The organism is Lysinibacillus sp. FSL H8-0500, assembly GCF_038051955.1.
Lineage (GTDB): Bacteria > Bacillota > Bacilli > Bacillales_A > Planococcaceae > Lysinibacillus > Lysinibacillus macroides.
Genome location: NZ_CP150292.1, coordinates 3,401,141 through 3,414,528 on the forward strand (window position 1 = coordinate 3,401,141; position 13,388 = coordinate 3,414,528).

At 39.6% G+C, this 13,388-nt stretch carries 12 protein-coding genes; 3 read left to right on the top strand and 9 right to left on the bottom strand.

The genetic code is table 11. From position 1 onward, the window contains the following. Positions 1-128: 128 nt before the first annotated feature. The 5 genes from MHB44_RS16150 to zapA are packed head-to-tail and all read right to left on the bottom strand — an operon-like array spanning position 129 to position 5,524. Positions 129-542: a DUF350 domain-containing protein gene (locus tag MHB44_RS16150; RefSeq protein WP_036128246.1), complete on the bottom strand. Its 414-nt coding sequence runs from the start codon at positions 540-542 to the stop codon at positions 129-131. A gap of 21 nt (positions 543-563) precedes the next feature. After that, complete coding sequence (locus tag MHB44_RS16155) at positions 564-2,930, bottom strand: endonuclease MutS2 (protein WP_341300016.1); 2,367 nt, start codon at positions 2,928-2,930, stop codon at positions 564-566. Between the two features lie 18 nt (positions 2,931-2,948). Continuing rightward, the gene (gene polX / locus MHB44_RS16160; RefSeq protein ID WP_341300017.1) at positions 2,949-4,658 is read right to left on the bottom strand and encodes a DNA polymerase/3'-5' exonuclease PolX; all 1,710 of its coding nucleotides are present in this window, start codon (positions 4,656-4,658) and stop codon (positions 2,949-2,951) included. A gap of 60 nt (positions 4,659-4,718) precedes the next feature. Next, complete coding sequence (locus MHB44_RS16165; RefSeq protein ID WP_341300018.1) at positions 4,719-5,258, bottom strand: CvpA family protein; 540 nt, start codon at positions 5,256-5,258, stop codon at positions 4,719-4,721. A 5-nt stretch (positions 5,259-5,263) separates the two neighbouring features. After that, the gene (zapA, locus tag MHB44_RS16170; RefSeq protein ID WP_053996406.1) at positions 5,264-5,524 is read right to left on the bottom strand and encodes a cell division protein ZapA; all 261 of its coding nucleotides are present in this window, start codon (positions 5,522-5,524) and stop codon (positions 5,264-5,266) included. A gap of 134 nt (positions 5,525-5,658) precedes the next feature. Between zapA and rnhC the strand changes: the two genes are divergently transcribed. Next, the gene (gene rnhC / locus MHB44_RS16175; protein ID WP_341300019.1) at positions 5,659-6,585 is read left to right on the top strand and encodes a ribonuclease HIII; all 927 of its coding nucleotides are present in this window, start codon (positions 5,659-5,661) and stop codon (positions 6,583-6,585) included. A gap of 102 nt (positions 6,586-6,687) precedes the next feature. Here rnhC and MHB44_RS16180 read toward each other — a convergent pair whose 3' ends face one another. From MHB44_RS16180 to MHB44_RS16195, 4 genes are all read right to left on the bottom strand, one after another. Beyond that, a complete protein-coding gene (locus MHB44_RS16180; protein ID WP_341300020.1) occupies positions 6,688-7,626 on the bottom strand; it encodes a nuclease-related domain-containing protein in 939 nt (312 codons plus the stop codon). A 294-nt stretch (positions 7,627-7,920) separates the two neighbouring features. Further along, positions 7,921-10,338 (bottom strand): phenylalanine--tRNA ligase subunit beta, encoded by a 2,418-nt coding sequence (gene pheT / locus MHB44_RS16185; RefSeq protein ID WP_341300021.1) that lies wholly within the window; start codon positions 10,336-10,338, stop codon positions 7,921-7,923. A gap of 12 nt (positions 10,339-10,350) precedes the next feature. After that, entirely contained in the window at positions 10,351-11,388 is a 1,038-nt protein-coding gene (gene pheS / locus MHB44_RS16190; RefSeq protein ID WP_341300022.1) for a phenylalanine--tRNA ligase subunit alpha, read from the bottom strand. 396 nt (positions 11,389-11,784) lie between these two features. Next, on the bottom strand, positions 11,785-12,549 hold the full coding sequence (locus MHB44_RS16195) for an RNA methyltransferase (RefSeq protein WP_053996414.1): 765 nt from the start codon (positions 12,547-12,549) through the stop codon (positions 11,785-11,787). A gap of 301 nt (positions 12,550-12,850) precedes the next feature. Here MHB44_RS16195 and MHB44_RS16200 point away from each other — a divergent pair, with 301 nt between their 5' ends. Both MHB44_RS16200 and MHB44_RS16205 read left to right on the top strand, forming a co-directional pair. Next, complete coding sequence (locus tag MHB44_RS16200; RefSeq protein WP_341300023.1) at positions 12,851-13,015, top strand: YfhD family protein; 165 nt, start codon at positions 12,851-12,853, stop codon at positions 13,013-13,015. Positions 13,016-13,173: 158 nt separating this feature from the next. After that, positions 13,174-13,365, top strand: coding sequence for an H-type small acid-soluble spore protein (locus MHB44_RS16205; RefSeq protein WP_340806858.1), 192 nt, complete (start codon positions 13,174-13,176; stop codon positions 13,363-13,365). Positions 13,366-13,388: the final 23 nt, after the last annotated feature.

Here is a 13,388-nt window from a genome sequence, read left to right on the forward strand (position 1 = left end):
CTACAGGGCTTTTCAGACATCTTCTTCTCTTACTTAAATAGTCATCATATAATAGACGCCGACTACTAAAAATGCAATACAGACAATGATTAGTACCTTTGCTAATTTTTCCATATCATGTGACACTCCTATGCAATACTTGCTCCAATCACAAACGATAGACCAACTGAAATGGTAAAGGAAATAAAACCAACTGAACGATTATCATTCGCTATTTCTTGATCTACATTAAAACGAGGTGTCATAAATTCAAATAAGAAATATGCGACGATTAGTAGTGTAAAGCCAAAAAGACCCCAGCCAATCATTTCACTTAATGTGCTGTGACGTGCAATGGAAAAACGAAAAATATTGCAAATTCCAAGTATTTTTCCACCTGTTGCAAGTGCTACAGCGACATTTCCATTTTTAATTTCTTCCCAATTTTTATATTTTGTAACTACTTCGAACAATGCCATTGAGACGACTAAACATAATACAACAACACTAAAATATCCTGCCGTTTCGATAATTGGATATCGCCAAAAGCCAGAATTCAGCATTTTCTCCGTCCCCTTTATCGCTTATTTCAATTCTACCACTGTGACGCCTAAGCCTCCCTCACCTGCTTCACCAAAACGGAAGGATTTCACACGCTTATGCTTTTTCAAATAGCTTTGAATGCCTTGACGTAAGGCTCCTGTTCCCACACCATGAATAATAGATACTCGACCATAGTTTGCCAGCAATGCATCATCAATATATTTTTCAGTCCTTAAGATAGCATCCTCATAACGCTCACCACGTAAATCTAATTCTAATTTTACATGGCTACTACGATTTTTCACACCAGCTGTTCGTACTACAGGCTCTTTTTCAGGCTTAATATACTCTAAATCACTATCGGAAATTTTCATTTTTAGAATGCCCATTTGAACAATCCATTCTGAGACTGATACTTTCTCTAACAGCGTACCTCGCTGACCATAGCTTAACACCTTTACCTCGTCCCCGACAACTAAGTTTTGCGCACGCGCCTTCACTTGCGCTGCTTTTTTTAACACTTTATTGTTATCTAGTGGTGCTGCTTCTTCCAAACGTTTACGTGCTTCGATCAGTTCATGCTCCTTGACAACGTGATCGGCATTTTTACGCATTTCACGAAGCTCAGCAATAATTGCTTCCGCTTCCTGTTTCGCTCCATCCACAATTTTACGCGCTTTGTCCTTAGCTTTCTTATCAAGTGCCTCTTTACGTTCCTCATAGGCTTGCAGTTTTTCTTGTAGCTCTTTTCGTAAAGACTCTGACTCCAACAGCAATGCATGTGAACGTTCGGCATCCTCTTCAGATTGACGACGTGTTTCTTCCAATGAGGCAATCATGGATTCAACCTCATGACGATCTGTTCCTGTAAAGCTTTTTGCACGACCGATAATGGATTCCGGTAAACCGAGACGACTGGAGATTTCAAATGCATTAGAGCGCCCAGGTACTCCGATAAGTAGACGGTAGGTTGGGCTCAAGGTTTCAATATCAAATTCTACACTGGCATTGGCTACACCTGGTCGATTATAGCCATAAGCTTTTAGCTCAGGGTAGTGAGTTGTAGCCATTACACGAGCACCTCGCCCATGTACTTCATCTAGGATTGAGATGGCTAAGGCTGCCCCTTCCTGTGGATCAGTACCTGCACCTAGCTCATCAAAAAGAACAAGTGATTCATGATCAAACTTTTGTAGAATATCTACAATATTAACCATATGAGACGAGAATGTAGAAAGGGATTGCTCAATTGATTGCTCATCACCTATATCAGCAAATAATTGCTTAAATACAGCAAGCTCTGATCCATCTATTGCTGGTACTGGTAATCCCGCTTGCGCCATCAATGTACACAAGCCTACTGTTTTTAATGTCACTGTTTTACCACCTGTATTTGGCCCTGTTATCACCACAGCTGTAATCTCTTTACCAAATTCAATATCATTTGGAACAGCTGACTCCCTTGGTAGCAGTGGATGACGTGCACGTACTAGTCGGATATAGCCATCCTGATTCATTTTAGGCATTGTACATTTATTCGCTTGTCCGTATTTGCCCTTTGCTAAAATAACATCGATATCCCCTAAAACCTTCACTAAGTTAAATAAATCTGATGCTACTTCTTGCACCATTGCACTTAATGCTAGTAAAATACGTTCAATTTCTGCCTGCTCTTTCATTTTCAAGCGATGAATTTCATTGTTTGCTTGGACAACAGAATCTGGCTCAATAAATAAGGTTTGACCAGAAGAGGATTGGTCATGGACAATCCCCCCGTAATGGTGACGATATTCTTGCTTAACGGGAATAACAAAGCGATCATTACGAATGGTTACAAGTGTATCGGAAAGCATTTTCGCTGCATTACTTCCGCGAATAAGACTTTCCAGCTTAGAACGCACTTTCCCCTCTTCAGCACGCAAAGATTGGCGAATGGAGCGCAATGTTTGACTCGCTGAATCCACGACAGTGCCATTGTCATCAATACAGTGATTGATTTCATGCTGTAATCCTGTTAAGACTGGCATTGCCTCCTTTTTCACCATAAAATGTGGAATATCAATCGTCTCATCTGCCTCTAAATCTTCAATGAAATTGCGAAGAATCCTACTTGCTCGAATAGTGCTTGAAATTTCCATCAGTTCGATTGCTGCAAGCATGCCTCCAATTTGTGCACGTCTCGCAGAGGGGCGAACATCAAAGATTCCCCCCATCGGGACATTCCCTTTTACACGTAAAATGGCAAGTCCCTCGTCCATTTCCTCTAGTAATTGTACTACTTTATTAAAATCTGTTTGTGGCACAAGCTCCTCAATAGTGGATTTACCGATAGAGGATGTACAGTATGTAGCCACCTGTTGACGTACTTTATCATATTCCAGTGTTTTCAATGCGCGTTCTGCAATCACTGAGAACACCTCCTCAATCTATTTATTTCGTCGTATAAACGCTTCAAACTGTTCACGCGTCCATGTATTCACAATCATATCTTTCGGTAACCATGCTCGATTGGCATAGCGAACACCAATATCCATAAAACGTAAATGTGCAATATCATGAGCATCTGTATTGATGGCTACTGGCACACCTGCAGCTAAAGCCATTTCTAAATGTTCTACACATAAATCGAGACGATACGGATTTGCATTTAACTCTAAAATTTTACCATATTCCTTCGCCCAGGCAATTAACTGGGACATATCAGGATTATAGCCATCACGATCTGCAATAATTCGTCCTGTCGGATGGGCAATCATATGGACATGGGGGTTTTGCATCGCTGTTAATAAACGTGTCATAATTTTATCTTGTGATTGTGTAAAGCTAGAATGAATAGAGGCAATAACAAAATCCAATTGCTGTAATACATCATCAGAAAAATCAAGAGTGCCATCTGGTAAAATATCCATTTCTGTCCCCTTAAATAAGCAAAAATCTGGATGTGCTGCATTAAATGCCTCGATTTCCTTACCTTGCTTTGCTAAACGCGCGGGGGTTAAACCATTTGCTACCTTTAAAAACTGAGAATGGTCTGTAATGACACTATATTGATAGCCACGTGCCAGCAATGCCTCACCCATTTCTGCTACAGAATAAGCACCATCTGACCATGTTGTATGCATATGCAAATCTGCCTTTATATCCTCCAACCGTACTAACTGTTGAATCGCCTCTGTCTTATCAAATTCCGTTGTGCCTGTGCGTAGACTTGGCGGAATCCAAGGTAAATCAAAATGTGCAAAAAACGCTGCTTCGTCCTGAAACGTTTGAATTGTTCCATCCGCTTGCTCCACACCATACTCGCTAATTTTTTCACCGCGTGCTTTTGCCAGTTGGCGCATGCGCACATTATGCTCCTTTGAACCTGTAAAATGATGCAAAGCCGTTGCATATTCATGATTCTTCACTAAACGAAAATCAACGCTAACAGGCTCCTCTAAATCTAAAATCACTGAAATTTTGGTATCTCCTGCCGCTACAATTTCTTGAATGGCTAATGTGTGAAGCAGCTTTTCACGTATTGTCTCAGCCGCCTCTGTTACTACGATAAAATCAATATCTTTACTCGTTTCAGCTGCCCTACGAAAGCTTCCTGCCACAGAGAATCGTTCCACTTCCTTCATACTACCTAGAAGTGCCTCTATTTGTAAAACCACAGGCTCCAACTGCCAAATCGGTAAACGTTCAGATCGATTGGCTAAATTGGCAAGCTCTTTTAAAATTTTTTCCTCCGTTTTGGCAGCAAAACCTGCTAATTCACGAACTTTATGCGCTTCACAAGCTGCTTTTAAGCTTTCTACAGAATCAACACTAAGCGCTTGATGTAGCTTAGCAATTTTTTTTCCTCCTAAGCCAGGCAATTTTAACAATGGCAGTAACCCTTTTGGCACAACTTCTTCCAATTCATTAAGCAAACTAGATTCCCCAGTGTTTATCAAATCCTCAATAACAGCAGCCGTGCCCTTTCCAATCCCTTTCAGCTTTGTAACATCATCCATTTCACTTAATGAACGTTCATCTCCCTCAAGTGCTGCAGCCGCTTTACGAAAAGCAGATACCTTGAATGGATTTTCTCCCTGCAATTCCATATATAAAGCAATTTTCTCAAGTGTGCGAATAATCGTTTTTTTATTCATCAGTAAGTCCTCCTATCGTAAAAACACTTCCCTCAGTACAGAGAGAAGTGCATAGTTTTACTATTGCATATAAATATACCACCAATTTTGGAACATCTTTGTAATAATTGGCGTATGCTCCAAAATGAGACCACTTAACAATGACTTCGACATTAAATTTTGAATAAGTTCAACTGGTAATAAAGCGCATACGTATAGCAAAATAAACATAATTAAATAGTTTTCAATAATACCAAGTAGCGCACCAAGCCAACGATTCACTGTTTCTAGCACAGGTAAATAGGCAATAAAGTCAAAAATAGATGCCACAATTTGTAAGGTGATTTTAACTGCAAAGAAAATAACAGCAAAGGCAATCACACGATAGAACGTGCCATCTAAATCCAGACGATCAATCATAACACCAAGATTACCTGATTCAGTGACACCTGGATATGGAACCCAAAATACAAATTTTTGTGCTAATGGCTTATAATAAATATACGCAACAATTAGTGCTACTATAAAGCTGACAATATGCATCATTTGCACAATAAAGCCGCGCTTTGCACCGACGCCAATACCAGCTAAAAGCACCACTAATATGATTAAATCTAACATTCTCTTCAACCCTTTAATTTTTTCAATTCTTCTTCTAGTTGCTCCATTCGTTCTTTTAATAGTAAATAATCGTGTACGGTATTTACCGCTGTTAGAACAGCAAGTTTTGTGCTATCAAGTGAGGGATTGTGTAAATTCATCTCGCGCATCCGGTCATCAACAATCGAAGCGACCAGTCGCATATGGCCAATGGATTCTGAGCCGACCATTTTATATGTATGACCATAAATTTCCACAGAAATTTTATTCTTTTCTTGATTTTCCATAGTCGCACCCTCCTAAAAATTCGATGCACTCACGATTTTTTAACGAATGAGCACCATCACACAAAAAAGCTATTTATTATCATACCATGAAAGGTATAAAATTGTGAACAATGAGGACAGAAAGGAACGATGAAATGTCAAATATTGTGCTTTCCATTTCAACAAATCTACAAAAAGAGGTGATGACTTACTATGCAAGCTATTTTATCGAACGTAAAGCACCTGGTGTGATCTTTGCTGCAAAGTTACCAGATACAGCTATTACAATGTATAAATCAGGAAAATTAATGTTTCAAGGAGGAGGCGCTGAGCGAGAAGCGGCGCGGTGGGGAACTGTTGAAAAAACAACTACACAGCCAGCTTCCTCTATCGGAGCAAAGGGTGATATACTGCCAGACCATTTCGCAACAATGTCCGTATTAGGCTCAGATGAAACAGGTACAGGCGATTACTTTGGCCCTGTGACAGTTGCTGCCGTATATGTCCCTTCATCCAAAATTGAACTGATTCACGAGCTTGGTGTCAAAGACTCCAAAATGCTGACGGATGATTATATGCGAAAAATTGCCCCAGATTTACGTGCAGCCTGTGTTCATAGTGTACTCGTCTTACGCAATGAGAAATATAATAACTTACAGGCAAAAGGCTATTCACAGGGGAAAATAAAGGCAATGATGCACAATAAAGCTCTTCAAAATACACTCGTGAAAATGGCTCCTGAAAAGCCTGCATTTATTTTAATCGACCAGTTTGCACAGCGTGGTGTGTATTATAACTATTTAAAGAATGAACGAGAGCTTGTACAAGAGAATGTATACTTTTCTACTAAAGCGGAGCAATTGCATGTAGCTGTAGCGACAGCGTCCATTTTAGCGCGTGCGGCATTTTTAAAGGAGATGGATCGCCTCAGTGAAATGACAGGCCTAGATTTAAAGAAGGGGGCTTCAAGCAAAGTCGATCAGCAAGCAGCTCAAATTTGGAAAAAACAGGGCGAGGAATTTCTACGCTCTATTACAAAATGGCATTTTGCAAATACAGAAAAGGCACGAAAATTTAAATAACAGACTGGTTTTGAGCGCTTGTTCTTTGGAATTGAGCGCTCCAGTTCGTTTTTTGAGCGGTTTTCCTACTGGATTGAGCGTATCGAGTAACTTTTTGAGCGCTTACAATAAAATTTGATATTTCCTTTGTTTTGTTGCCCCAACTTTGTAATAAGCACTTGTTGTTAATAACCGTTTAATGACATGACGATTGCTCAATTGTAAGAAGTGCTGGGCTTGTTTATTCGTAATATTTTTATCGATCAGCATTCCATAATCTTGCAAAGCTAATAAATGCGCCTTTTGATCTGTATGCAGACAACTAGTGCAAATCCATTTTCTCTTTATCCATTGCATCTGCCCACATTGACATCTTGGACAAAACACCCCAGGTTGAATAGCCTCTATCTCTATGCCATAATAACGGCAAAGTGGGTATACTTCATATGATTGAAGATGCGCTACAAGGAATCTACTAATAGCATAAGCATCAATACATTTTTCTTTTATGGGCCGTTGTTGTAAAAAGCTTATGAGCTCTCTTGCTGTTAGTACAGGGAAATACCCATCCTCATAATCAATTCGAACATTGTTAAAAGGAAAAACAATAATACCATTTACAGGAACTTTGATGTAATGTTGATTGAAAAATTTCTTTAAGTTATAGACGTATTCCTCTAGCTGTACTTCAGGATGATGAAATATACGCCGCTCTCCTGTTTCTAGCGTTCGAATCATTTGACGCGGTCGATTTTTTAATTCCACATTTCCTCGAATATTTTTACATTCGACCAGAATTACCTCATAAGGTGTTATAACTACAATATCTATCTGAAAAGAAAGTGGATATCGAAGCGTAATATTATGTAAAACATAAATTTTCATTACAAAAGACAATTTCTCAAGTTGTTTCATTATAAATTTTTCACCGTATTCCCCTGCCTCAGCCTGTAATAACTCTTTTGAAATTTGGTCAAATAGAAGATGCTTTCGATCTAGCCTTTTTGCCAAGGCTCTTAGCCCCAATGTTAAGCTGGCTTCTTTATCTGGTTTTATAATCATTCCATTACCTCCTTTTTTCATATGAATATAGCAAGGAAATATGGCGATGACTATAGAGCTTGTTAAACTATTTTTTTGAGTAACTATGCCACTCCAAATTTATATTTTATATAGACTTTTAAGCGATTTGACACTCTTTTTGGTCACTTTTCATCTTTTTTGAGCGGTTCGGCTTCTTTTTTGATCACTTTCTGTCCCTTTTGAGCGGTTCAGCCAGTTTTTGATCACTTCCCACTCTTTTTTGAGCGAAACACAAAAAAGACTGCCTCGTAAGACAGTCTTTTTCCATAAAATTTAGCGTACTTCAGTACCTTCAATTGTAGCAATGGCTTTTAATACTTTATTATGTGCAGCTACTACCTCTTCATCTGTTAAAGTGCGTTCAGGATCAAAGTATGTGAGCGAGAAGGCAACAGATTTTTTACCTGCCTCCATTTTCTCCCCTTCATAAACATCAAATACATGGATGTCCTGCAATAATTTCACACCTGCTGCACGAATAACACCAATGACTTCACCTGCCGTTGTGGCACGGTTCATAATTAAAGCGATATCACGTGACATAGCTGGGAAGCGTGGTACTGGTGTGTATGCTAATGGATCTACTTGTGTCGTTGCAGTAAATAATGCAACTAAATTCATTTCCATCACATACGTATCTTTCACACCCCATGCTTTTTGCTCTGCTGGGTGTAAGCCACCAATAATACCGACTTGCTCACCATCCAATAAAATACTAGCTGTACGTCCTGGATGTAAGCCATCTACTTGTGCTTTTTCAAATGTTATGCGATCTTCTAAGCCGAGTTTACCAATCATGCCTTCCACAATGCCTTTTAAAACGAAGAAATCTACTGGCTTTTTTTCACCTTGCCAAGCATGGTCTAGCCATTTTCCTGATAACACTGCTGCAACATGCTCTTCCTCATCTGGTTGGCCCTCGTCAGATTGACCAAGGAATACCGAGCCAATTTCATATAAGGCAACACCATCCGCTTGACGCGCTACATTATAAGCAGCCGCTTCAATTAAATGCGGAATTAAGCTTTGGCGCAATGTAGAACGCTCCTCACTCATCGGCATTAGCAGGCGTGTTACCGGCTCTGCTTTTAAGGCAAAACGTTGTGACAATGCTTCAGATGTTAGTGAATAGGTTACAGCTTGATAAAGACCAGCGCCCTCCATGAAACTCCGAACTACACGACGATTCGCTTGATAGGGGGTTAAACTACCTACTTGCGTAGCACCCTCTGGTAATGTTATTGGAATTTCATCATAGCCATAAAGACGAGCAATTTCCTCTACAATATCCTCTTCGATCTTAATATCCTGGCGACGTGTTGGCGCATCAATTATTAATAAACCATTTGCAGCTTCAACACTAAATTTTAAACGCTCTAAAATAGATAGCATATCCTCTAATGCAATTTTCATTCCTAGACGTTCATTAATAAAATCGGGAGAGACGACAACACGTGCTGGTAATTTATCTAATTCATCTACTACACATGTACCTTCTAACACTTCTCCGCCCGCTAATTCAGCAAGTAATGCCGCAGCACGTTCAGCAGCAGCTAGGACACGGTTCGGGTCCACGCCTTTTTCAAAACGAGCGGATGCATCTGAGCGTAGGCCAAGATGACGAGATGTTTGACGTACTGTTAAACCATCAAAATAAGCTGACTCAATAACAACCGTCGTTGTAGCATCGGTTACCTCTGAGTTGGCGCCACCCATTACACCAGCAATTGCTACTGGCTCTTTGCCGTTGGTAATCACTAGGTCGGAAGCTTTTAATGTACGTTCTTGATCATCTAATGTCGTGATTTTTTCACCCTCTGTTGCTTTCCGAACAACGATTTCACCTGTTGCTAGGCTATCATAGTCAAAGGCATGCAATGGTTGACCATATTCCATTAGCACATAGTTCGTCACATCAACCACATTATTGTGTGGACGTACCCCTGCTGCCATTAAACGCTTTTGAAGCCACAGTGGGGATTCACCAATTTTTACGTTTCTCACAACTTTGGCAACATACATCGGATTTGCCTGTAAATCCTCCACACGAAGCTTTAGCAAGTCCTCTGCTTTTTCATGAGCAGTATGATAAGAAATTTCTGGATATTTAACTTCCTCACTAAGAATAGCACCTACCTCATAGGCAACTCCTAACATGGAAAGAGCGTCTGAACGATTTGGTGTTAAACCTAGCTCTAGTACTGTATCACGTAAGCCTAAAACAGCAAGAGCATCAGCACCTACTTCTGTATCTGCTGGTAATACATAAATACCTTCTGCATATGTCTTCGGAACAAGCTTTCCTTCGATACCAAGCTCTTGTAAGGAACAAATCATGCCATTTGATTCCTGTCCACGAAGCTTTGCCTTTTTAATTTTAATACCACCTGGTAAATGTGCGCCCAGACGAGCAACAATGACTTTTTGACCAGCATCGACATTCGGTGCACCACAAATAATTTGTTGTGGCTCTGCTTCCCCAACATCGACTTGACAAATATTTAATTTATCTGCCTCTGGATGCTTCTCCTTAGCAACTACATAGCCCACAACCACTTTATCTAGTGCATGAGCTCGTTCGATAACAGCATCTACTTCGATCCCAGAGCGTGTAATTTTTTCAGCTAATAGCTCGGGTGCTAAGTCCTGTGTATTGACATAATCTTTTAACCATTCTAATGATACTAACATGTTTTATCCTCCTTACGCCTCTGTTCGCTCGAATTGTGCTAAGAAACGAGTGTCATTTGTATAAAAATGACGAATATCGTCAACACCATATTTCAACATCGCAATACGTTCTGCACCGATGCCAAATGCGAAGCCAGAAACTTTCTTTGGATCATAGCCAGCCATTTCTAACACATTTGGATGAACCATACCTGAACCTAGAATTTCAATCCAGCCTGTGCCCTTACATACATTACAGCCTGCACCACCACATTTGAAACAAGAGATATCCATTTCTACGGATGGCTCTGTGAATGGGAAGAAGCTTGGACGGAGTCGAATTTCGCGGTCTGCACCAAACATTTTTTTCGCTAAAGTATCTAATGTTCCTTTGAGGTCACTCATGCGAATATTTTCGCCAATGACTAAACCTTCAATTTGCATAAACTGATGTGAGTGTGTTGCATCATCATTATCGCGACGGAATACTTTACCTGGACAAATTATGCGAATCGATTCGCCTTTTTTGGCTTCCATAGTACGAGCCTGTACTGGTGACGTATGCGTACGTAATAATATTTCCTCGGAAATATAGAATGAATCTTGCATATCACGAGCAGGGTGACCCTGTGGTAAATTTAGTGCCTCAAAATTATAATAGTCTTTTTCTACTTCAGGACCTTCTGCAATTTCATAGCCCATTCCAATAAATAAATCTTCAATTTCTTCAATCACACGTGTTAAAGGATGGCGATTTCCTACTTTAATTTCACGACCTGGTAAAGTGACATCAATCGACTCATTTGCTAATTTTTCAGCAATCATCGCTTCTTCCAGTACAATTGCCTTGGCTTCTAAAACAGCTGTAACATTTTCACGAACAGTGTTTACTAAAGCACCCATTTTGGGACGTTCTTCTGCTGATAATTTTCCCATTCCTTTTAGTAAATCAGTGATAGGTCCTTTTTTCCCTAAGTATGCAACACGTACTTCATTCAATTCTTTTAAGTTTGCTGCTGCTTCAATTTTCACAAGTGCTTCTTGCTCTAATTGTTTTAATTGCTCTTCCATGATAAAACCTCCTTAGAAAATACATGTCTGCTTTTTAAGCATAAAAAAACTCGCCCCCCTAAAAAAGGGACGAGGACATATTCGCGGTACCACCCTAGTTATTGTAAGACAACTATTCCTTACAATCACTTCATTCACATAACGACTTAAGAAAGCCGGCACACCTTTACAGCAACAAGCTGGTCCCGGTAGCTGCTCACAGGATGAATTCAAAACTGCATTGGTACGGCGTTGGCTCTCAATCTTCGGCTCTACGCTCCCTGTCGTCCATTCACAATCTTTACTACTTCCTGATCAAAGCATTTATTATTTAAAGTTAATTTTAGCTTAGATTATACATGAATAAACCGTAGCAAATCAAGAGACAACTGCCTGAAACCTGTTTTTATCTGTAAATTATTTCACAAAACCATATAAAACAATACCTGTTGCTACTGCTACGTTTAAAGATTCAGCCTGTCCAAAAATAGGAATGATAATATTTTGATCCGTTATTGCTAATAATTGCGGATGTATGCCACTCCCTTCATTCCCCATAATAATAGCAAATGCACCTGTATGCTGAATATCACTATATGTAACCGCATCCTCATCTAAAGCTGTCCCAAATACAGGAACACCTTGACTCTGTAGCAAATCTATCCACTCTGCTAAATCGCCTCGTACAACAGGGATATGAAAATGTGAGCCTTGTGCAGCACGTAAAGTTTTAGGATTATAGACATCAGCACAGCCTTTTCCTAAAATCACAGCATCTAATCCTGCAGCATCGGCTGTACGAATCATTGTGCCAATATTACCTGGATCTTGAACAGCATCAATTAGTAGCACCTTGCGCCAAGTTGCCGTTGCTTCTTCCTCTAGGATCGGTTGCTTACATACCGCAAAAACGCCTTGAGAAGTTTCTGTTTCTGCAAATTCCTTTGCTACAGCCACTGACACCTCAATAATAGCGATATCATCAATTGGCCAGAGCATCGGTAAATCCACACCTTCACGCACAATAACTTGTAATACCTGTTCTTTATTTTTTAAGGCTTCTTCAACAAGGTGAAAGCCCTCCACTATAAATTCACCCGAGCGTTCACGTTCTTTTTTTGTCATCGCTAACTTTTTCCAATATTTCACTAACGCATTTTGCGTAGATTCGATTCTCTTCATCGCTGTCTCTTACCGCCTTTTTCCTCTATATTGACCATTATTATACCTTAGGAAATAGGCATTTCATAGCTATTTGAACCACCCCCATTTAGTTAAAGCTTGAAGCGGGCGTCTTCTGTCGGAAAACGTTAAAAAACTGTCTGTAATCAAGATGTAATGTCTGTTTAAGCATTGTAATTATCAGGGATTTTTTACATACAGGGCTTCATTTTTCAAAATCTCATTAATAATTTTTCCCCAACATAAAAAATTTATTTCAAAGCCATATTAAGATATATCATCAAGAAAGGAGCAAATGCATATGGGAAGAGATAATAAGCAAGGCCAAAGTAATAATAAAGGCTCATTACCGCAAACACCAAAAAATCAAAAGATTGCACCAAACAAGGTAAGTGAAGAATTCTCCAAAGAGTTTATGGAGCTTATCCATTCCGTTACACAGCAGCAAGATAAGAAGAAAAAATAAAGTGAACCTTCAACCAGTGGGGTTTTCCTTATCCCCACTGATTGGATGTTTCACCAATCGGAATTTTTACAGGCTGTTTGATCCCCCACTTAGACTATTTCATTTTTACTAACTATTGGTCTTACAGCCTGCTAATACAGGATAAAGGGGTGTTATAGTTGGATTTTCAACGTGCACAGGAAATTGTCACCTCATCATTAGAATATGAAGTAACCTATAATGGTGTTTCGGTATGGATTGATCAACTCCATAATGATGAAAAAACAGCCACTGTTCATCTTCGACGTTCTTTAGAGGAGCGCTCTGAAGTTGCAATATCCGAACTAAAAGAAGAATATCTTGTCCACTAAATAACAACAGAACCTGCTTCTAT